General features: G+C 38.9%; 20 protein-coding genes. 13 read left to right on the forward strand and 7 right to left on the reverse strand.

All coding sequences use genetic code 11. From position 1 onward, the window contains the following. Window positions 1-53: 53 nt before the first annotated feature. Both PZB74_RS17725 and PZB74_RS17730 read left to right on the forward strand, forming a co-directional pair. A complete protein-coding gene (locus PZB74_RS17725; RefSeq protein WP_302238501.1) occupies window positions 54-701 on the forward strand; it encodes a GNAT family N-acetyltransferase in 648 nt (215 codons plus the stop codon). Window positions 702-799: 98 nt separating this feature from the next. Next, a complete protein-coding gene (locus PZB74_RS17730) occupies window positions 800-2,194 on the forward strand; it encodes a pyridoxal phosphate-dependent decarboxylase family protein (RefSeq protein ID WP_302238502.1) in 1,395 nt (464 codons plus the stop codon). Between the two features lie 86 nt (window positions 2,195-2,280). Here the strand turns inward: PZB74_RS17730 and PZB74_RS17735 are convergent, their stop codons facing one another. From PZB74_RS17735 to PZB74_RS17745, 3 genes are read right to left on the reverse strand one after another with little or no spacing between them, the layout of a single operon-like run. Then, on the reverse strand, window positions 2,281-3,702 hold the full coding sequence (locus PZB74_RS17735) for an efflux transporter outer membrane subunit (protein WP_302238503.1): 1,422 nt from the start codon (window positions 3,700-3,702) through the stop codon (window positions 2,281-2,283). Between the two features lie 17 nt (window positions 3,703-3,719). After that, window positions 3,720-6,845 carry an efflux RND transporter permease subunit gene (locus PZB74_RS17740; protein ID WP_302238504.1) on the reverse strand — a complete coding sequence of 1,042 codons (3,126 nt, stop codon included), beginning with the start codon at window positions 6,843-6,845 and terminating at the stop codon, window positions 3,720-3,722. Between the two features lie 30 nt (window positions 6,846-6,875). Beyond that, window positions 6,876-7,976, reverse strand: a complete 1,101-nt coding sequence (locus tag PZB74_RS17745; protein WP_302238505.1) for an efflux RND transporter periplasmic adaptor subunit — start codon at window positions 7,974-7,976, stop codon at window positions 6,876-6,878. A gap of 706 nt (window positions 7,977-8,682) precedes the next feature. On the opposite strand from PZB74_RS17745, the gene PZB74_RS17750 reads away from it, so the two are divergent. From PZB74_RS17750 to PZB74_RS17770, 5 genes are read left to right on the forward strand one after another with little or no spacing between them, the layout of a single operon-like run. Continuing rightward, window positions 8,683-9,672 (forward strand): tetratricopeptide repeat protein, encoded by a 990-nt coding sequence (locus PZB74_RS17750; RefSeq protein WP_302238506.1) that lies wholly within the window; start codon window positions 8,683-8,685, stop codon window positions 9,670-9,672. Between the two features lie 21 nt (window positions 9,673-9,693). Continuing rightward, window positions 9,694-9,921, forward strand: a complete 228-nt coding sequence (locus tag PZB74_RS17755) for a hypothetical protein (protein ID WP_302238507.1) — start codon at window positions 9,694-9,696, stop codon at window positions 9,919-9,921. Beyond that, entirely contained in the window at window positions 9,921-10,187 is a 267-nt protein-coding gene (locus PZB74_RS17760) for a hypothetical protein (RefSeq protein WP_302238508.1), read from the forward strand. Before PZB74_RS17755 ends, PZB74_RS17760 begins: the two co-directional genes overlap by 1 nt. A 53-nt stretch (window positions 10,188-10,240) precedes the next feature. Next, complete coding sequence (locus tag PZB74_RS17765) at window positions 10,241-10,432, forward strand: hypothetical protein (RefSeq protein ID WP_302238509.1); 192 nt, start codon at window positions 10,241-10,243, stop codon at window positions 10,430-10,432. Window positions 10,433-10,473: 41 nt separating this feature from the next. Continuing rightward, window positions 10,474-11,442 carry a UPF0236 family protein gene (locus tag PZB74_RS17770; protein WP_302238510.1) on the forward strand — a complete coding sequence of 323 codons (969 nt, stop codon included), beginning with the start codon at window positions 10,474-10,476 and terminating at the stop codon, window positions 11,440-11,442. Between the two features lie 149 nt (window positions 11,443-11,591). Here PZB74_RS17770 and PZB74_RS17775 read toward each other — a convergent pair whose 3' ends face one another. Continuing rightward, on the reverse strand, window positions 11,592-12,569 hold the full coding sequence (locus PZB74_RS17775; RefSeq protein ID WP_367281483.1) for an IS3 family transposase: 978 nt from the start codon (window positions 12,567-12,569) through the stop codon (window positions 11,592-11,594). Then, complete coding sequence (locus PZB74_RS17780) at window positions 12,557-12,931, reverse strand: hypothetical protein (RefSeq protein ID WP_302238511.1); 375 nt, start codon at window positions 12,929-12,931, stop codon at window positions 12,557-12,559. The genes PZB74_RS17775 and PZB74_RS17780 overlap by 13 nt, the downstream gene beginning before the upstream one ends. Before the next feature lie 118 nt (window positions 12,932-13,049). Between PZB74_RS17780 and ribB the strand changes: the two genes are divergently transcribed. From ribB to surE, 3 genes are all read left to right on the forward strand, one after another. Then, window positions 13,050-14,171 carry a 3,4-dihydroxy-2-butanone-4-phosphate synthase gene (gene ribB, locus PZB74_RS17785; RefSeq protein ID WP_302238512.1) on the forward strand — a complete coding sequence of 374 codons (1,122 nt, stop codon included), beginning with the start codon at window positions 13,050-13,052 and terminating at the stop codon, window positions 14,169-14,171. Between the two features lie 62 nt (window positions 14,172-14,233). Beyond that, on the forward strand, window positions 14,234-14,857 hold the full coding sequence (locus PZB74_RS17790; protein WP_302238513.1) for a hypothetical protein: 624 nt from the start codon (window positions 14,234-14,236) through the stop codon (window positions 14,855-14,857). Window positions 14,858-14,866: 9 nt separating this feature from the next. Beyond that, window positions 14,867-15,634, forward strand: coding sequence for a 5'/3'-nucleotidase SurE (gene surE / locus PZB74_RS17795; protein ID WP_302238514.1), 768 nt, complete (start codon window positions 14,867-14,869; stop codon window positions 15,632-15,634). A 149-nt stretch (window positions 15,635-15,783) separates the two neighbouring features. Here the strand turns inward: surE and PZB74_RS17800 are convergent, their stop codons facing one another. After that, the gene (locus PZB74_RS17800; protein ID WP_302238515.1) at window positions 15,784-16,929 is read right to left on the reverse strand and encodes a glycosyltransferase family protein; all 1,146 of its coding nucleotides are present in this window, start codon (window positions 16,927-16,929) and stop codon (window positions 15,784-15,786) included. Window positions 16,930-16,952: 23 nt separating this feature from the next. On the opposite strand from PZB74_RS17800, the gene PZB74_RS17805 reads away from it, so the two are divergent. Both PZB74_RS17805 and PZB74_RS17810 read left to right on the forward strand, forming a co-directional pair. Further along, window positions 16,953-17,765: a 2,3,4,5-tetrahydropyridine-2,6-dicarboxylate N-succinyltransferase gene (locus PZB74_RS17805; protein ID WP_302238516.1), complete on the forward strand. Its 813-nt coding sequence runs from the start codon at window positions 16,953-16,955 to the stop codon at window positions 17,763-17,765. A 126-nt stretch (window positions 17,766-17,891) separates the two neighbouring features. Further along, the gene (locus PZB74_RS17810) at window positions 17,892-18,494 is read left to right on the forward strand and encodes a tetratricopeptide repeat protein (RefSeq protein ID WP_302238517.1); all 603 of its coding nucleotides are present in this window, start codon (window positions 17,892-17,894) and stop codon (window positions 18,492-18,494) included. A gap of 17 nt (window positions 18,495-18,511) precedes the next feature. Here PZB74_RS17810 and PZB74_RS17815 read toward each other — a convergent pair whose 3' ends face one another. After that, the gene (locus PZB74_RS17815) at window positions 18,512-19,399 is read right to left on the reverse strand and encodes a 3-hydroxybutyryl-CoA dehydrogenase (RefSeq protein WP_302238518.1); all 888 of its coding nucleotides are present in this window, start codon (window positions 19,397-19,399) and stop codon (window positions 18,512-18,514) included. A 172-nt stretch (window positions 19,400-19,571) separates the two neighbouring features. On the opposite strand from PZB74_RS17815, the gene PZB74_RS17820 reads away from it, so the two are divergent. Continuing rightward, window positions 19,572-20,600, forward strand: coding sequence for a hypothetical protein (locus PZB74_RS17820; protein WP_302238519.1), 1,029 nt, complete (start codon window positions 19,572-19,574; stop codon window positions 20,598-20,600). Window positions 20,601-20,659 lie beyond the last annotated feature (59 nt).

The following is a 20,659-nucleotide window of genomic DNA, read 5'->3' on the forward strand; positions in this document are numbered from 1 at the left end:
TTTTTAGCCCCTAGGTTTCCGATGGGGCTTTTTCTTGTCTTTAATCTTAATTTATGAATATACTTAGCAAAATAGATGTGCAATGCAGCACACTTAGCTATCGTGATATTGAAGAAGCCGTAGAGTGCATTGCCAAGACATTCAGTTTAGGTGAACCTATGACTTCTTTACTACAAATTACAGAAACTGAGTTCAGATATTTCGCACGCATATTTATAGAAAAAACAGCTCAAGAGGGTTTGTCTGTAGTAGCCAGAAATGCTGAAACCGGCCAATTCCTGGGTTGTATCATCTGTGAAGATTATGTCACAGATTTGCCGGAAGGTATAGGAATGATATCTCCTAATTTTGGACCTATTGTAGAGTTATTAGATACACTGGGAGCAAATTACAAAGCTGACAATAATGTAGCTAAAGGTGAGATTTATCATCTTTTCATGGGCGGTGTATACCCTCAATATGCAGGGCTCAACATTGCCAAAACACTAACAGAGCACCTAGAGAATATGGCACGTAATAAAGGCTACTCAAAAGCTATTGGAGAGGTTACTGGTCCTATATCTCAACATGTGTACATAGATAAATTGGGATACAGCCCAATGTATGATATTTCTTATAAGGATTTCACTTTTGAAGGTAATACAGTTTTTGAAGCTATTAACAGTTGCGAGAGCTGTATTCTTATTGTGAAAGATCTATAGCCCCCTTACAAGTCTTCATTTAAGTTACTGAATAATAGCTATACGTGGATAAAAGCATAAACAATAAGCTTCAACTCTCTGAAAAAGAGATGAAAGCATTGGGTTATCAGGTAGTAGATTTAATTGTAAAGCATATTCATAATTTACCCAATAGCTCTGTTGGAAAAGAAGAAAGTGCAGCTAAACTAGGTCAAAGTATTGATTCCAGTTTGCCCATAGATGGTGAGGATCCCAAAAAGGTGTTATCTCAGGTTGTGGAGCAGGTATTATCCAATATTGTTCATCTTGATCATCCTAGGCAGTTTGCCTGGGTGCCAGGGCCAAACAATTATGTGAGTGTTCTGGCTGACTTTATAGCTTCAGGCTATAATGTTTTTTCTGGTCTTTGGGTAGCAGGTTCAGGAGCAGCACAAATTGAAATCACTACCATAAACTGGTTAATAGAAATTCTGGGAATGACTTCCCAAGCCGGGGGGCTGTTTGTTAGTGGGGGATCCGCAGCCAACTTAACAGGTCTGACAATTGCCAGAGACCAGGTTTCTTCTAAAAATTTAAAAAAAGCAGTAATTTATTTTACGGAGCAAACACATTCTTCTAATGAGAAAGCTTTACATGTATTAAATATAGAAAGCACTCAAATTAGAAAAGTGGCTTGTAATGCAGTATTTGAGATGGATGTAACTGACCTGATAACGCAGATTGAAATAGATCAGCGTAATGGTTTAATACCATTTTGCGTTATTGCTAATGCAGGTACTACCAATACGGGTGCTATAGACCCTATGGTTGAGATACGAGAGGTGTGTAATCAGTATAATCTTTGGATGCATGTAGATGGAGCTTATGGTGCTGCGGCAGTATTATCTCAGGAAGGAAAGCTGGCACTTAATGGAATATCTCTGGCAGATTCTATTACGCTTGACCCACACAAATGGCTTTTTCAACCTTATGAAATGGGATGTTTATTAGTTAAAGATAAAAGGTATTTAAGTATTACCTTCACTAAAGAAGCCTCTTACCTGCAGGATGCTCAGAACGATGAGAAAACTGAGTTGAATTTTTCCAATAAAGGTATCCAATTGACTAGAAATTTTAGAGCTTTAAAGTTATGGATGTCACTCAAAGTGTTTGGCCTGGGGGCTTTCTCAGAAGCAATTGCACATAGTTTTTCTTTGGTGTCTTTAGCAGAGAAATTATTGTCTGAATTACCAAACTGGTTGATTGTAACCAGACCTAGTTTAGGCATTTTAACGTTCAGATTTCAGCCGCAGGAGTGTAGTGTTGAAGAAGCCGATAAATTAAATATGGCAATCGTATCTGAGCTGATGAAAAGTACCTACGCCATGCTGTCATCAACTCGTCTACAAGGGCTTTTTGTATTAAGAATGTGTATAATCAATCCGCGAACCACAATTTCAGATGTTGAAAATACTATTCATACAATGAATGATATTGCTATTGAACTTGAAAAGCGAGAAGAAATTAGCTATTAATATAATTGGACTTTAATACTATTGATTATTGAGGAAAAACACCCCAATAATACTGTAACCATCAATAAATATAATTACTAGCCTTACTATTCCATTAGTTCTTCGGAAAAATAAAGCTGTGAGCCTTCCTCCCAACTTCCTCCAGAGGCTAGACTTAACCCAATCATACTTTGATATAACTGCCCAATTACACCAACGGCATCCAACTGGTTTAGTAAGGCTGTACGTTCTGCATCTACTACTTCCAGATAGGATACTAAACCAGCCTCATAGCGTTGTCTTGCCAGGTCCAGAGTTCTAGTAGCTGCTGCTACTGTTTGTGCTTGTCTCTGGTACTGGTTATTGAGATAATAGATATTGGCAAGTTCATTTTCTACTTCTTCAAATGCTGACAAAACAGACTGTTTATATAGATGAGCGACCTGCTCATATCTTGCGTAGGCAGCATCTACCAAAGCCTGATTTCTTCCATAGTTAAAAATCGGTTGCATGAGACTACCCCCAACAGTCCATGCAAAACTCTGAGGAGTCAGAATATTTTCAAAAGATCTTCCCTGATAACCTGCTTGTGCTGTCAAGCTGATGCTGGGGTAAAGATTCGCTCTTGCAGCTCCAATGCGAGCATTTTCTGCTTCCATTGTTTTAAGAGCTATCCAGACATCCGGACGTTTTGTCAATACTTCCGAAGGTATTTTTGCAGGAATTACAGGAGGTAAAGAGTCAAGAGGGTTTTCGGGAATAGAATAGGTAGAAGGTTCTTTGCCTATTAAAACGGCCAGAGAGTTTTCCAGACGAGCACGCTGATTTATGAAATTCCACCTCTGCGATTGAGCAGTACGCAGCTGAGTCTCAGCTCTTGCTGGGTCTAATGCATCTGATGCACCAGCCTCATAATTTAGCCTGGCTATTTGCAAAGATCGTTCTCTAAGCCTGATTGTAGAGTCGTACAAAGCAATTTGAGCATCAAGTTGCCGAATATTAATGTATTCAGAGGCTGCTCTGGCTCGTAATACCGAAAGCAAATTATAATATTCCAATAAGGTAATTTCAGATTCAATAACTGAAGCTTTATAATTATTTCTCAGCTGTCCCCATAAGTCTATCTGATAGCTTGCCAGGCCTAACAGGGAGTAGTTACTAAATTTATTGGATTGGAATCTTTGTACAGCATTTTCTGATACTACCGTTCTTGATGTGTTAATTTCTGTCTGGACTTCTGGAAGTAATGCAGAACGGTCTACTCTTGTAATGGCGCTAGCTTGCTCAAAGCTATTAATTGCAGCTTTAAGATTGTTATTATTTAATGATACCTCATTAATAATATTATCTAATGTAGAGTCCTGAAAATACTTCCACCAAGCAGTATCCAGCGGGACTGCTGACAACGAGTCAGCAAAGGCTTTATATTTAAAGTTATCATACTCGCTAAGATCTGGTTCTTGAAAAACCGGGGCAAGGTTACATGAATAGATTCCACCGACCAATAAGATCAGTAATAAGAACTGCAAAATTCTATTTGAGAAATTCAACTTAGAGCAGGATTTAATTTTTCTTGGTTTAAAGATTTTTCCAATTCGTTTGCCACTGCATTAGGACTACTGGTTCCTTTTGCAATAAGCTTGTACATCGCTGGTACGGTATAAATTGTAAAGATGGAAGATACCAATACTCCAAAAGAGACAGCAATACCAATTACCAATCTAGTTTCACTCCCTGCACCAAAAGAAATGATCAGGGGGAGTGAGCCCATAATTGTGGTTAGTCCTGTCATCAGAATTGGGCGCAGTCGCATAACCGATGCATCAATAATGGCGCTTTCAAAATCCTGTCCTCTATCTCTTAGTTGATTTATAAATTCAACAATCAGAATTCCGTTTTTGGTTGCCAAGCCTACCAGCATAATCATCCCAATCTGGCTGTATATGTTCACAGACTGTCCAAACAGCCATAGACCTAGCAGCGCGCCTAACAATGCAAAAGGAACAGTCAGAATCAGCACAAAGGGGTGAATAAAACTCTCAAACTGAGCTGCCAAAACCAAGTACACCACAATTAAAGATAGCAGGAAAATAAAGATGACAGACTCCCCGGAATCTTTATAATCTAAAGATTCTCCCTTGTAGCCAATATTAACTTCCTCTGGTAGTTTTTCTGCAACAACTGCATCCAGATAGTCCAATGCCTGACCTAAAGTATAACCGTTAGCCAGATTAGCTTCTATGGTTATTGCCCGCATACGATTATAGCGATTCAAGCTTCCAGAGTCTGCGAATTCCTCTAGCGTTACCAGATTAGATAATGGTATCAATTCACCCAAACGTTCAGAACGAACAAATATGTTCTTTAGGTCGTACAACATTCTTTTCTGATCAAAATCAGACTCTACAATTACGTCATACTCTTCTCCATCTTTAATGAAAGTTGTAACTAATCTTGAACCTAAAAGGGTTTCAAGCGTACGCCCAATATTGATAATGGATACTCCTAACTCAGCCGCCCTGGGTTTGTCTATGTTTACTTTTAGTTGAGGTTTGGTTTCCTTATAATCATAATCAATATCTGTAAGACCGGGATAACTGCTAATCTCGTTAAGCAACTGGTCTCTCCATGCAGCAATTTCTTCGTATGTATCGCCACTTAGCACATATTGTACAGGTTTACCTGAACCGCTACTCAAACCCTGGCGCATGATGACTGAGATTTGTAGCCCGGTAAGGTCAGATAGTCTTTCACGAACTTCATCCATAATTTCCCAGGCAGATCTTCTTTCCGAAAAGTCTGAAAGTACGATGATAGCTCGTCCATCATTAAAGGATTGTACAGTGCTTCCAAAGCTTTGTGGGGTTCTCACCAGAATGGTTCCTGCTTCCCCGGTCTCATCATGAAGGTACATTAGCCTCTTTTCTATTTCATCCATGTAAGACTTAGTATATGCATAGGTAGAGCCTTCAGGGGCAAGTCCTCCCAGGAAAAATACCCCGCGATCTTCTTTAGGAGTAAATTCCTGCGGTACAATAAGAAAAAGGCCTACTGAACCTGCCATAAAAAGCACAATAATTATTACGCTTATGATTGGTTTGGTAATAAAACGTTCTAAAGTACGGCGGTAAATTTTTTGCAGAAACTGTACAGCACGGTCTACGCCTTTTGTCAGAAAATTCCCTCTGTTTTTGTTGTACTTCAGCATTTTAGAACACAGCATAGGAGATAAAGAAAGTGCTACCAAAGTGGAGAAAAAGACAGCAGCAGCCATAGCGATGGCAAACTCAGTAAATAACTTACCTATATCTCCAGCTAAAAAGGTGATAGGTATAAACACAGCTAATAATACCAGGGAAGTAGCAATTACCGCAAAGCCAACTTCTCTGGCACCCTGATAAGCTGCTACCAGAGGCTTAGCTCCATTTTCCAGTCTGGAGTATATATTTTCCAGAACTACGATTGCGTCATCTACCACGAGCCCAATGGCAAGTACAAGCGCTAGTAAAGTGAGCAAGTTAAGGGAATAACCAAACATCAAAAGCACAATACAAGTACCCACTAATGATACTGGAACAGTAACTGCCGGAATAATTGTGGCTCTGATGTCACCTAGAAATACGTAAATCACGAAAACTACCAAAATGATAGCAATCCCCAGGGTTTTATATACTTCAGAAATGGCTTCTGCGATAAATAATGATCGGTCATAGCTATTACTGAGTGACATATGACCAGGTAGGGTAGGCTTAATTTTCTCAGCTTCCTCCTTTACTGCTCGGGCTATGTCCAGTGTATTAGATTTAGATTGTTTAATAATTCCCAGGCCTATTCTTTTTATACCGTTACCAGTATAGCTCATTCTGTGCTCTTCAGGTCCTAACTGCACGCGGGCCACCTCTTCTAAAAGGATGTGGTGACCGTTAGCATCTCTTTTGATAATAAGCTTGTTGAAATCTTCTACTTGCTGAAATTCCCGATTCAGGCGAACAGTAAACTGCCGGTCCAAAGACTCCAGCGAACCAGCAGGAAGCTCAACATTTTCACTCCGAAGAGCGTCTTCAATATCTGTGACTGTGAGCTGTCGTGCAGCCAAAGCTTCTCGGTTAATCCAGATACGCATTGCATAGCGAGAACCTCCAGAGATACGCACTCTGGCCACGCCTGGAAGTACAGAAAAGCGATCTACCAGATAGCGGTCTGCGTAGTCTGTAAGCTCAAGCATACCCATTTCGGTACTGGTAAGGTTGAGATACAATACAGCATCAGAGCCTGCATCTACTTTGTTAATTTCCGGTGGGTCAGCCTCTTCGGGTAGATTATCCAGTAAATTAGATACTGCTTCTCTTACGTCATTGGCAGCGGCATCTATATCACGGCTCAGGTCAAACTCTATGGTCACTTCAGAGCGACCATCTATACTACTGGAATTGATTAGCTTAATGGCTTCCACTTCGCTTACCCTTTGTTCTATCAGCTGAGTAATGCGGGTTTCTACCACAGCAGCAGATGCTCCTAAGTAGTTAGTTTCTACAGACACTATTGGCGGTTCAATATCAGGATATTCTCTTACTACCAGACGGGTATAGCATACCAGTCCGAAAGCCAAAATGAGTAAGCTTAATACAGCAGCGAAAACCGGTCTTTTTACAGATATATCAGATAGCTTCATAGATTAAAGTCATGCTTCTTATAAATACACTTACTCAGAGAGTTCTATATCTTCCATAGATGGGGCTGGTGGTTCAAACATACCATCTATTTCCACACTGGTTCCATCATTAAGATCCTGAAGCCCAGAGGTTGCTACGGAGTCTCCAAGAGATAATCCTGAAAGCACTTCTACGTATCCTGGCTTTCTTCTGCCTAAAGAGATTTCTGTTCGCTGTACTACGTCTTTACTAACCTTAAAGGCAAACTTTTTCTCACCTGTTTGAATGACAGATCTTTCAGGAATGGATGGGGAAGTCCCTTTATCTAGTGCCAGTTCTACGTACAATAGCATGCCAGGCTTAAGTAATTGTCTTTCGTTAGGAATTTCTGCTCTAATTCTGATAGCACGGGAGCTAGGGTCTACACGGGTGTCTACCTGAGTTACTTTTCCTTTAAAAATTTGGTCTGGGTAAGCCTGAGACACAGCCTGTACCGGTAGGTTAGACCTTACCTGTCCTAAGTAAATCTCAGGTACGGTAAAATCTACTCGCATCGTACTAAGGTCATCAATAGTAGTGATAATATTTTGTGGAGAGACTAATGAGCCTACACTAATATTTCGCAGACCTAATACACCATCAAAAGGGGCTCTGATGATTCTGTCTGAAACCTGCGCCTGAAACTGAAGAATCTGTTGTTCAGCTAATTGCTTCTGGGTGTTTCTGGCATCCAGAGCAGAAACGGCAGCGGCTCCATTCTTGACAAGCCCGCTTAGCCTTTCTATTTCTCTTTCCTGTTCTTTAAGGTTTGCTTTGGCAGCAGTAAGTTGCGCGCTTTCTTCAGCATATCTTAAGACCACAATCACATCACCTTTTTTTACATGCTGGCCATCTCTAAAGTTAATTTTTTCAACCACTTCAGTTACATTTGATGTGATCTCAGCAGATTCATATGCAAAAGTAGACCCTACAGCTTCTACAAAATCGGCAAATTCAGTTTCTGTAACTTCTGCAATTTTTATAGGTAGTGCTTTTTTATTATCTGCCCTATCTACCTCAGTATTTTGCTCATCGCTAATAGAAGGGTAAAACAGAAATACTAAAATTCCGACGATGATAATACCACCTCCGGTAAACAGCCATTTTTTCATGATATACAGTTAATGCAAGTGTCAGGGAATATGATGTGTATATAAAAGTAAAGCCTTAGCATAAGAAAAAGCGAGCAATAACTTATTTAGCAAAACCTAGATTTATAAAGTAAGGCGAGCCGTATCTATAATTTCTCAAATATGAATTTACATAAGCTATAAACTTAATAGTTATCCTCTAAAAATCCGCCCTTTGCCGCCTCAAAAGCTCAAAGATATGTAGTTTATCAGCGAGTAATTTATTCTATAATCATTAATTTTTAAACACTTTTAACGATAGCTTGATGGAAATAATGCATTAAGTTAATACCAGTTTATATGTAGAATTAAGAATTTGATAACTTGTATAAAATTATTAGACCATACTTTAACAAAACCATGATTAAGTCTATAAGTTTTTTTAATTGTAATATAAAACTTCGGTAGACTAATTTTTTTGCCATGCTGTATTAACAAGGAGCTGTTCCCATGATAAATACTGAGTTTAAACAGTTTTTCACTATTAATATTTGTGTTTTTTACTAAACGCTTGGTTTAAATTTTTTGCCTTTGTCTTTTCAACATAAAATCAATCAGCTTTAAACCTCTAGTGTTATTAGATAAGTCTTATTTGTCTTTAAGGATACTATTAAGAAATTATTAAGCCTTCGCTCACCTCTCCTTTTGCAGCACTTGATCTTTTATTTTGTAGGCAAAAATTGAGGATATGCTGTTCCGAGGAATTATCACTGCTATGCTTTTAATTTTTTTGGTCAAAACCGAATTGGCTCAGGCTACTGAAGCTAATGTACCAGAAAAACTATTGAATAATGCGAAAGAGGAGCTTTTACATGACCCTAAAAGTGCCTTTGAACTTGCTCGGAAAGCCTATGATATAGCTCAGGAAGGCAACAATATAATTGTACAGGCCCAGTCTTCTTTGCTTTTAGGAAAGTTGTTTTTTGCACAGGCAGCATACAATCAGGCATTGTCACATTTTTTGAAAGCTCTCCAATTATTAGAAGATGAGCCTTCAACACAACTCATGGCAGAAACACATAATGCTTTAGGAAATTTATACTACTACCTAAAAAGAGAAGATAAAGTATTGTCAAGCCATAATATGGCCCTGAATTTATACCGTCATTCACAGGATTCTCTGGGCATGGCTGAAACATTTGGCTATATAGGTCACTACCACGAAAAACAGAAGCGGTACAAGGCTGCACTACAGTTTCAGCATAAAGCTCTCTCCTTGTTAAGAAACTCACGCTCAACTGCTATGGAAAGCAGTATTCTTTCACATTTGGGGAGTATTCATGAAGATCTGCAAGACTACCCTCAGGCAAAACATTATTTTGAGCGAAGTCTCGCCCTGAACGATTCGGCAAGACAAACTAGAGAAAGAATTAGTATCCTGAATAATTTGGGTGATGTAGCATATAAGAGTAATGATTTCCAAACAGCAGAGTATTTTAGTAAACGAGCATTAAGCCTTGCCAGAAGGGTAGATGATCTTTATCAGGCTAGGAGCGCACTGAGAGATTTAAGCCAACTTTACGCAAGCCTTGGTAAGCATGAAAAAGCTTTCCAGTACTTAGATAGTTCGGTGCTGTACTACAAGCAGATATATAGCGAAGAAGGCTTGAAACAGGTAGCACGGCTGGAAACATTTTTTGAAGCGGATAAAAAGGAAAAAGAAATTAGGCTTTTATAAAAAGACCGTCGTATTAATCAATTGATTATCTGCTTAGTAGTAGCTGGGCTAATAAGTGCTATAATTATCGCTGTACTTCAGCTAAAAAGGCAAAAAGCTAAAACTGATCAAAGACAGGAGCTTTTTGAAGCACAGGAGAAACTGATGAAAGCGCAGTTAGAAAACAAAAGACTAAGTGAATTACAGTTACGTGAACAACTGGAAAAGAAAATAAGAGCCGCTCTTTGTCCAGCTTTTCCTTGCACCTGATGGAAAAGAACCAGTTGCTGCAACAGCTCAAATCCGAGCTCAATCTTATTAGCAAAACAGATGCTTCTAACCCCAAACGACAAATCAGAAACCTTAGCCGTAATATAGATTTTAACTTGTCTCATGAGCAGGACTGGGAGAAGTTTCGCCAGGTGTTTGAAGAAGTACATTCATCATTCTTTCGTAAACTGAGCCAACGCAATCCTAAACTTACCCATGCGGAATTTAAGCTGGCAGGGGTGCATGAAACTTTTCCTTTCGCGTGATTTATCCTGAGGACAAAACTTCATATGTTGAGAGAGGCCAACCTTTTTCAGCTATGAAAACTTCAGATGAACTTACTCAGAAAATTGCTCAAGAATTAAAAGCCTGGCAAAAGTCACAAGAAAACCAACCAAGTGGTTACGCATATGAGAAAAGCTTTACCGAATTATGGCAAAAACTAGGTAAAGAAGTGTTTCAGGCATCTATAGGAGATAATAAATATGCTAAGAACAGTAAAAAAAAATAAAGAGTCAGTGGGGCGAAGTCATTGTAGACAAATCTCACCCTTTGGCTGAGTGCCCTAACGGTTTTCGTATTTCCAGTCATTTACAAGAAATCATTGCTTATTTGGGCAGTGACTATGTTTTTGAGGAAGGTAGTGAGCTACTAAAGAAGCTACTAGACGTAGATTTGTCAGCTAAACAAATACAGAAAGTGAGTGAGCATATGGGCTCCAAACTAGAGGAAGAGGCGGTTGTGGAGCAAACCGAGAAGGATAAGACAACTCAATTAGAAGCTTCTCAGCAAGTCTATACCTATGTGCAGATGGACGGTTCTATGTTATTAACACGTGAAGAAAAATGGAAAGAAATAAAGCTAGGACGCCTATTCCAAATTCCTATTAAACAAGCTTATATCAAGAAGTACCCCAAAATTCAACATTCAGAATATGTAGCTTATTTTGGAGATGCTGCCACTTTTCTTAAACGGTTAAACTGTCGTATCCCAGAGGTCATGTGTCCTATATTTATTGCGGATGGGGCACAATGGATCTGGGACTGGGTGGAGAAGAATTACCCTAATTCCTTACAAATATTAGACTTTTACCATGCACTGCAGTATGCCTGGGACTTTGTCAAACTAGCTATTACAGATGTGAATGGCCAGAAGAGTTGGATAGAAGCAATAAAAAATATTCTACTTGATAACCGGATTGACTATTTGTTGAGGCATTTTGAAATGCTCAAAAGTAAAATAAAAGACGAGGCTCTATTGATGCTGCAGCGTTTAATCCGTTACTACGGACGAAATCAGCATCGGATGTACTATGGCTTTTACAGAGAGAGAAAACTACTTATAGGCAGTGGAGCTATTGAGTCTGCTCATCGTGAAGTGATCCAGCATAGGCTGAAAAGATCTGGGCAAAGATGGTCTAAAACAGGGGCCCAGCAGATTGCTCAACTTCGCGTAGCAAAAAAAAGTAATCAGTGGCAGAAGGTTATAAACATTGCTCAGTATGGCAAAACTGCCGCTTGAGGAAAAGTTTCATGCACCCAATGGCTAAATCAGTTTAGATGATATTTCAGGACTCGCACTAGGTCGTTCATACTCTATATGCTTGATACATCAATTCTTAAAGACACTTTAAAGGCAGTAAGTTATTAATTCAGTTTGGTCTTGTCCGGCTAGGTGTCCGCAGGTTGGCAGTAAGATTGGTAAAGTTTAAGGTCTACGGGGAATAAGATTTTTTCAAGATAACGTTTTTGGCTCACAGCGGGGTGAGTTCGGTTGTATTTTTGCCAATGCTTCTTCAATGGCCCACTTCTCTTGTGAGCCTGCTGTGGAGTTAGATAATCCAGACTGAGGTGCGGCCGTTGATGATTATATATCTGAATGCTCTTAGCTACGTGTTTGAGAGCGGCTGAAAAAGAAAGATAGTTTCCCCTTACCAATTCATCTTTGAGGATACCATTCACCCGCTCGGCTAGCCCATTTTCGTAGGAGCCATGCGTCATGGAGATAGTAATTTTGTTTCTCTTTAGAAGCCGCGTATAGGCATGACAACAATATTGTAATCCCCGATCCGAGTGGTGAGTTAACGAATGGGTAGTAGAATCAGGTAGCTGCTTCAAGGCCATTTTCAGAGCGTCTAAGGGTCCGATGGCGTGCATCGTAGGTTGCAAAGACCAACCTATGATTTTGCGGGAGTATGCATCTGTAATCAAACTGAGATAATTAAACCTACTACCGGTTCTCAGATAAGTCATATCCGAAACCCAGAGTTGATGAGGCTGTTTAGGTTGGATATCCGCAGCTAAATTTGGATACTTAAATAAATAGTGGTGAGATTCAGTAGTAAAAGCTTTCCGCTTTCTCTTTACTGCAAGCATACTGTGAGTACGCAATAGGCTAAACAGTTTATCACGGCCCATATTAATGTGATGCTGGCTAAAGAAAGGAGTAAGTAGGTAGTAGAGTTTTCGAACACCTATGTTGGGCATATCTTTCCGAATCCGGCTTACTTCCCTTAAAACCAGATGATCTCTAGCACAATCGTGTTTTTGCCGTTGAGCTGCTTTATAATAAGCAGAACGCGTAATCCCAGCCAGGCGGCAGAGTAAACTAATAGAAGCAAAAGGTGCTCGTCGGTTTACTTTGGTGATGGCTGAGAACCGGGCTTTTTTCGCACTGGAATCCTATATTCATCTTCAGCAATATTAATCATCGTATCCAACAACTCATTTTTGAGTTCAGCTTCACGCAGGGCTTTTTGAGTATCCTTCAGCTTTTTTTCAAGCTGTTTGATACGGTCCTGTTCAGAAGCATCCTTTTTAGATTTCATGGTAGGAAGAATATAGGGTTCGACATAGTTTTGCTTATACCAGCGGATCCACCGCCTTACAAAGATACGGGAAACGTGATACTTGTGGGCAGCCTCCTGTTCGGTCAATAAGTTGATGATGACCTCTTGAGCGACGATTCGTCTAAAACAAGAGCGATAATGTTTCTTTTTGGAGTTTTTCATAAGGGGTTGATTTTAAGTGTTTCTTACAACCCCTGTGGACACTTTTTAGGACGTGAGTATATGTTATATAAATAATATTATGTTAAATAAAAATTTCTTTCTTTTAAGAAAAAATAATATGTTGCACAAAATTTTAGAGAACATGCTGGACAGAATTGAAGATGCTATTGAAAGCATCAAAAATGGAGAAATAATTATAGTTGTAGATGATGAAGGTCGCGAAAATGAAGGTGACTTTATTTGTGCTGCCGAACATGTCACTCCTGAAATTATCAATTTTATGGCTACGCATGGTAGGGGACTTATCTGTGCCTCTCTAACCGAAGATCGCTGCGAAGAGCTAGGGCTTGAATTGATGGTTGGTAAAAATACTTCTTATTTTGATACTCCTTTCACTGTATCGGTTGACCTGATCAGTGAAGATACATCTACCGGAATTTCTGCAGCAGATCGTGCTAAAACTATACTAGCGCTATCAAATCCTAACACTAAGCCAGAACAGCTGGGTAAGCCCGGACATATCTTTCCTTTAAAAGCTAAAAAGGGGGGAGTACTCAGACGTACCGGTCATACGGAAGCAGCAGTAGATTTTCCAAGGCTAGCCGGTCTTAATGCCGCTGGTGTACTGGTAGAAATTATGAATGAGGATGGTACCATGGCTCGTTTACCGGATCTCAGAAAGGTCGCAGACCGCTTCAACTTAAAGTTGGTTTCCATCAAAGACCTCATCGAGTATCGTCTGCATAACGAAAGTCTCATTCATGAAGAACTGGTAAGTGCGGTTCATACTTCTCATGGAGAGTTTGACTTACATGTGTTTAAGCAGATGAATACAGATGATATGCATCTAGCTTTAGTAAAAGGGGAGTGGAATGAAGATGAAGCTGTACTTGTACGTGTTCATTCTGCGAATGTGTTTGAAGACATTTTTGGTGCAGACTCAAAACACAGTACCATACCCAAAGTACTGGATAAAATTAATCAGGCCGGTAAGGGGATACTGCTATACATGAATCAGGAGAGCATGGGTGTTAGTTTCTTAAATAAACTTAGATCATACACGCAGACAGAAGAAAGAAAAGATGGTAAAATGGATGAGCGTGATTTTGGTGTAGGCGCGCAGATTTTAAGACATCTGAACGCGAAAAACTTGTTGCTACTAACAAATCACCCCAAAAAGCGCATTGGGCTACCGGGCTATGGCTTAAAAATCGTGGATAACGTGCCCATAGAAGACTAAGCGATATACTTTTCTTTCGTCTTTTGTGTTAATATATTAGATCGAAAGAATTAGGACGAAATATGAAACACTACATTTCCATATTAGCATTTTTTCTTGGTATAGTTTTTCAGGCAGAGGCTCAGTACTTTCCTTCTGAAGTATGGCACGAAGGTAAACTGACGTTGATGTCAGGGGAAGAACTAGGGGGTAAAATTAAATATAATTTTGAGGCGGATCTGGTTCAAATCAACCTGAACAATACTATTCAAACTTATAGTGCTCGTAAAATACTTTTCTTTGAAATTTATGATGAAGAAGTGGAGCGTTACAGGCAGTTCTATGCATTACCCTTTAATGTACGGCCTAATTATAGAGTGCCTATGCTGTTTGAAGTACTTTATGAAAATACCATGACACTACTCTCACGTGAGTCTGTGGTACAGGAAACGGTACCCCAATACGGTTACTACAGCTATTATGGTAATCGTTATGCTACCAGGTATCGCCTGGCTTTTGATTATTACTTCCTTAATCAGGAAGGAGAAATTATACCATACTCACAAAAAAAAGACGATCTCTATAATATTCTTTCTCAGGATAAAGACAGCCTTGAGAAATACGTAAAAGAAAATCGTCTTAAATACGATCGTCATCGCGATCTGGTACGTATTACTGCATATTACAATTCTTTACTTAATTCATAAGCGATTTAAATGAGTAAACCTCTAATCCTGGTTTCTAATGATGATGGCATCACCTCTCAGGGTATTAAAGTGCTGGTAAACGAAATGAAGAAACTTGGTGAAGTAATCGTAGTAGCTCCGGACAGTCCCCAGTCTGGTATGGGGCATGCTATCACCATTGGAAACACTTTAAGATTAACGGAAACTGACATATTTGAAGGTGTAAAAGCATACAAATGCTCAGGAACTCCTGCTGATTGTGTTAAACTGGCAAAGTTTCATGTGCTTAAAGATCGTAGACCCGACCTGGTAGTCAGCGGCATCAACCATGGAAGTAACACTTCTATCAGCGTGCTATATTCCGGCACTATGTCTGCTGCAGTAGAAGGCGCTATAGAAGGTTTGCCATCTATTGGCTTTTCACTATGTGACTACGCCGCTGATGCTGATTTTTCACATACGTGTGAGCCGGTACAAAAAATAGCTAAGCAAGTGTTAGAAAAGGGTATGCCTAAAGGGATTGCCCTAAATGTGAACATTCCTCCGAAGCAAAACGACAATTTAAAAGGTATTAAAGTTTGTCGTCAGGCACATGCCAAATGGCAAGAAGAGTTTGATCAGCGGTTTGACCCTAATGGTCGGAGATATTTCTGGCTGGCCGGCAATTTTGTCAATTTTGACAAAGGGGAGGATAATGACGAATGGGCTATTGCAAATAACTATGTGTCGGTAGTTCCCTGTCAATATGATCTGACGGCTCATCATGCTATCAGTGCATTAAATGAATGGGACTTATAAATTCTATTGTATTATGGATTTGAGCGTAGCTGAGCTACGCTTTTTTTTGCTAGAAGTTAAAAAGGTCTATTGCTAAATTATATAGTATACTAATTGTGCGTTTTAACTTTAGTATTTGAGTTTAGTGATATTTTTTAAATTGCTGTATTTCAGTGTTTTGTGCCATTAGTACTATCAATAGCTTCAATTAGTTTTTTTGCTTCGGAATTCCAATATATATGCTGTGAGAATCCATTTGGGTAAAAATTAGTATTCTTTATAGCGCTTAAAACTTCTTGAATATTAAAATTACTAAAATCAACTGGTATGGAACATTGCCAGTCCTGGCAGTAAGTAGTCCAGAGAGGATTATCCTGTAGGATAAAAGGTTTCCTAAAAGCCATATACTCATATATTCTGGTAGGGAAGCAATCTTTAATACTGTCCACAAGTCTATGGGCTATTATTCCAAAATCCGCTAATTCAACTGCTTTTAGTAGTATTAAGTGCGAAATTGGAGAAGTGTCTATATAGCAGTAAACATGAGAGTTTTGCTGTTCGTACTGTCGTAGGTATTGATATAGATCTACCTCTGTAACATGCCCAACAACAATTAGCAAAAGCTTGGGAATACACATACTCAATTCTTTAGCAAATGCTAAAGTCTCATATATACCGTAATTTTTGCTAATAGTGCCGTTTAGTATAAATACTAACTCTGATTTTTCAGCTATGTTTATGAGAGTAGATGGCAGAGTAATGTGTTGTAAATCAACAACTTTATACTTATTCAGTATAAACTCAACAGGCTTATCTAAAAAACTAAGTTCTTTAGCATACGTAAGTTCTGCTAAAATATTTAGGTCAATATATCTTTGTGATAGATGTTCTATACCTCTTATTATGTACCCAACCATCTTGGTCAGATAGCTTTTGTTTCTATTTGATAAAAAGTTAAGAGCATAGTTCTCCTGTATATCATAGACTATGCGAACATTGGAATGGATAATTTTATAAAAAATTGTGAAGGGCAAAAGCTCAAAGGTGGTAACAATGATTAGTTTTGGCTTAATCCTCATCAGATAGACAAAGTAAGTCAGAGAGGCTAGCCATCTTTTGGTACTGGTACTATTAAAATTAAAAATAGAGTAAAAACGTATTTTGTTATCTTGAGGGGGATTTTTTGAAGTAAAACCTATGATATTAACTTCATATCTATTTGTTTGGCGCAGTGTAAGCCCAAACTTTTCGTACATTCTGGTATCGTCTATCGGTTTAAGAATGGAAGCGATTACAGTTTTAACTTTATCACCCATATAATTAACAAGTATAAATCTGCATGGAACTCAAGAATCTGATTGAAAAAGCATGGGACAATCGTCAGTTGCTTAAAGACAAAGATGTAAAAATTGCAATTAAATCAATTATAGATGAGCTGGATAGCGGCACTAAACGCGTAGCTGAAAATATAGATGGAGAGTGGGTAGTTCATGAGTGGATAAAAAAAGCCGTAATTTTGTATTTCCCTATCCAGAAAATGCAACTCTTAGAGCTTGGTCCATTTGAGTTTCATGATAAGATGAAGCTAAAAACTGGCTATGATAAAATAGGAGTGAGAGTGGTACCCCACGCCGTAGCCAGATATGGAGCTTACTTAAGCAAAGGTGTAGTAATGATGCCTTCATATGTTAACATAGGTGCTTTCGTAGATGAAGGAACTATGGTAGATACCTGGGCCACTGTAGGAAGCTGTGCACAAATCGGTAAAAATGTACATCTGAGTGGTGGTGTTGGTATTGGTGGGGTTTTAGAACCACTACAAGCCAAACCCGTTATTGTAGAAGATAATGCTTTTATAGGATCTCGTTGTATACTGGTAGAAGGCGTGCACGTTGAAAAGGAAGCAGTGCTTGGGGCTAATGTTACCCTTACTGCCAGCTCAAAAATTATAGATGTTACTGGAGATGAGCCAGTAATATACAAAGGTAGAGTGCCCTCTCGTTCAGTAGTTATCCCAGGTTCATATACTAAAAAGTTTCCAGCCGGTGAATATCAGGTGCCCTGTGCGCTGATAATTGGAAAAAGAAAAGAAAGTACTGACCTCAAAACATCTCTAAACGACGCTCTTCGCGAAAATAATGTTGCCGTTTAGGTGCTGGCATTGGTTTTGTCTGATATGCAGTTAAAACAGTACGATATACTGAAAAAATCTGTATTTCAAACCTAAATACCAACCTAAGTGTTAACTTTACGGTTTCGTAAAAAAAACGACAATATTATGATGCAAGGAAAATGGATACTAGGTTTTAGTATCATTTTAGTATTTTTTATGGGCTGCGATGGCAATGAATACAAAATGGCAGACCAGTATTTTGAGCAGGGAGAGTATAAAAAAGCAATTGAGCAGTACAATCAATATTTAGAATATAAGCCTACACATATAGAGTCTATTTACAATAGAGGAAGAGCATACGAGGAGTTAGGTCAGTTTGAAAAGTCTTTGTCCAGCTACGAAGAAACGTTGGAAATTGATCCTAAGAATGTAAATGCGATGATGAGTATAGGTAAGTATCACTTTAGACAGAAGAACTATAAAGATGCGGCATTTTATTTTGACAAAGCTGCCAGCATCAACAAAAGTGATGACCAAGCCATGTATTTAGCTGCTCGTGCTTTTCATAAAGCTGGCCAAACCAAAGAAGCAATGGAGGCTTATGATAATGCGATAAGCACCAACAACCAGCTAGGTGAAGCATATCTTTACCGTGGTGCTTTAAAAGTTTACCAGGGCAAGAAATCAGCCGGTTGTCAGGACTTTCGTTCTGCTAAAGCTCTGAATATTAGCGAAGCTCAGGCTGCTATAGAGCAGTACTGCCAATAGACATATAAAATCCCCGCTTAGGCAAATTGTGCCGCTATCTGGGGATTTTTTCTACTTTTTTGGTAGTCGTAAAACCCCTGTTGAGTTTTAACACCCAGATTACCTGAAGCAACCATATTTACTAACAATGGACAGGGTGCATAACGTGGATTACCAAACCCTTCATACAATACTTTAAGGATGGAAAGGCAAACATCTAGACCAATAAAGTCTGCCAGTTTTAAAGGCCCCATAGGGTGGGCCATACCCAGCTCCATTATTTTATCAATTTCATTAACTCCGGCTACACCTTCATAAAGGCTATAAATGGCTTCATTGATCATGGGCATCAAAACCCTATTGGAAATAAATCCCGGATAATCCTGTACAGCTAAGGGTACTTTTTGAATGCTTTCTGCAAGTTCTATAATACTTTTTGTAACCTGCTCCGATGTAGCATAACCTTTAATAACTTCAACGAGCTTCATAACCGGAACCGGGTTCATAAAGTGCATACCTATGATCTGCTCCGGCCTTTGAGTACAGGCTGCTATTTTAGTTATTGAAATAGAAGAGGTATTACTGGCCAGAATAGTTTGCGGAGCACAAAGTGAATCTAACTGTTCAAAAATCTTTCGCTTTACTTCAAAATTTTCCGTAGCAGCTTCTACTACCAAATCAATGTCTTTAACGCAATCTTCAAGCTGAGATGATACACTGATGTTTGAAAGCGCTTTTTCTTTATCAGCTTCACTTAAGATTTCTTTCTTCACCTGTCGCTCTAAATTATTTTCAACTGTTTTTAGGGCCTGTTCCAGTACATCATTGTTTAGATCGTATAGCTTTACCTGATAGTCAAATTGTGCAAATACATGAGCAATTCCGTTTCCCATGGTACCAGCACCTATTACACAAATGTTCTTCATAAATAATTGATTGTTAATGTGTTAATGTTGTTTCTTTAATCCAGATCTATAAGTATTTTTGTGCTTATTCTACAAATTCTAATAATTAGAATGAATCTTGCTCGTTATTAAATTAAGTGTTATAAATTCACATTCTGTGAGTGAATTGAAGAAAAATACAAAACTTATCTAAATGCGGCCTTATTTACTCGTAGCAATTTTTAGCCTCGCCTGCACCTCTTTATTTGCTCAGGGTTTTAATCCTGGCTTTGAAGAAAGGCATCCTTATCCTTTCAGAGCATTTCTGAATAAGTTTTCTCTTAATTTAAGTTCAGGCTACGCACGCACGTTTTATAAGCATGATTTTACATCTTTTGCTTATCTTAGAAACGCGCAAAACTCTTATTTAATCAATGCTGCCAATGCCTCTCCCGGGAGCGTGAGTTCAGGGTATAGTGAATGGTTCTCTACTGTAACTCCAGCACAAAATTTAACCATTCTGGAAGATGACCGCCTTGTACGCTACGACTCTGTAGATGGTGTCTTAAAGAGTAAAGGTTATTCTATTCCTCTTAATCTTGCCCTTTATTTTAATCTTAGTCGTTTAAGAATAGGAGGGGGTGTGGCTTTGGATTTTCATAAGGCTAACCATCCTGAACCTGAAGGTTTTCTATCAGAATACGAAGATCCCGGAAAGGTAAGAAGTACCATGAACCGCTACTATGTATTATTAGGCTATAGTGCCTATGAGTACTACGATCTGGCGTTTGGGGTTGACCTACGTGCAGGTAAAGTAAATATGGGTAGTGGCTTTGATAAATCCAGTATTGAAAGCAGCCCTTTCTTTAACATAGGCGTTAGCCTGGAAAAAGTATATTCTGAATACTTTAGGGTATACCTGCGGCCTTCCTACGAATTTAAAAGCTACACGGTAAGTTTGCCGGAAGGTGGGCCTCAACCCGACCTTAAAATAAATGATAATGCATTTCAGCTTACCCTGGGCGTAAGTATTAATTATCCTGATTTGCCTCGCTCTCCAATCCCTAATGACAAGACACAAATGAAACATTATGTGTCGGATTCCAAGGGTAACAGAATGCTGGTGAGAGGTCAACCTTTCTGGAAAAAACAGGATCCCAAAATTGGAGAATTGTACCCAGAATTGCAGAAAAGCAAACGAAAAAGAAAGCTTCGTTTGCCGTTTTTTAATAAGAAAAAATAAATCAGCAATTTTTATTGCTTTAAGCACCTAAATCGGTCTGATTAGGACGCAAAACCTAT

This window comes from Porifericola rhodea (assembly GCF_030506305.1).
GTDB lineage: Bacteria > Bacteroidota > Bacteroidia > Cytophagales > Cyclobacteriaceae > Catalinimonas > Catalinimonas rhodea.

Bases quoted from the DNA above. Each gene is read 5' to 3' on its own strand.
- PZB74_RS17745 (WP_302238505.1), bottom strand. From the start codon at position 7,976: ATGAAAAAATGGCTGTTTACCGGAGGTGGTATTATCATCGTCGGAATT.
- PZB74_RS17740 (WP_302238504.1), bottom strand. From the start codon at position 6,845: ATGAAGCTATCTGATATATCTGTAAAAAGACCGGTTTTCGCTGCTGTA.
- PZB74_RS17805 (WP_302238516.1), top strand. From the start codon at position 16,953: ATGGAACTCAAGAATCTGATTGAAAAAGCATGGGACAATCGTCAGTTG.
- PZB74_RS17725 (WP_302238501.1), top strand. From the start codon at position 54: ATGAATATACTTAGCAAAATAGATGTGCAATGCAGCACACTTAGCTAT.
- PZB74_RS17750 (WP_302238506.1), top strand. From the start codon at position 8,683: ATGCTGTTCCGAGGAATTATCACTGCTATGCTTTTAATTTTTTTGGTC.
- PZB74_RS17820 (WP_302238519.1), top strand. From the start codon at position 19,572: ATGCGGCCTTATTTACTCGTAGCAATTTTTAGCCTCGCCTGCACCTCT.
- ribB (WP_302238512.1), top strand. From the start codon at position 13,050: ATGTTGCACAAAATTTTAGAGAACATGCTGGACAGAATTGAAGATGCT.
- PZB74_RS17810 (WP_302238517.1), top strand. From the start codon at position 17,892: ATGATGCAAGGAAAATGGATACTAGGTTTTAGTATCATTTTAGTATTT.
- PZB74_RS17760 (WP_302238508.1), top strand. From the start codon at position 9,921: ATGGAAAAGAACCAGTTGCTGCAACAGCTCAAATCCGAGCTCAATCTT.
- surE (WP_302238514.1), top strand. From the start codon at position 14,867: ATGAGTAAACCTCTAATCCTGGTTTCTAATGATGATGGCATCACCTCT.
- PZB74_RS17780 (WP_302238511.1), bottom strand. From the start codon at position 12,931: ATGAAAAACTCCAAAAAGAAACATTATCGCTCTTGTTTTAGACGAATC.
- PZB74_RS17815 (WP_302238518.1), bottom strand. From the start codon at position 19,399: ATGAAGAACATTTGTGTAATAGGTGCTGGTACCATGGGAAACGGAATT.
- PZB74_RS17765 (WP_302238509.1), top strand. From the start codon at position 10,241: ATGAAAACTTCAGATGAACTTACTCAGAAAATTGCTCAAGAATTAAAA.
- PZB74_RS17800 (WP_302238515.1), bottom strand. From the start codon at position 16,929: ATGGGTGATAAAGTTAAAACTGTAATCGCTTCCATTCTTAAACCGATA.
- PZB74_RS17790 (WP_302238513.1), top strand. From the start codon at position 14,234: ATGAAACACTACATTTCCATATTAGCATTTTTTCTTGGTATAGTTTTT.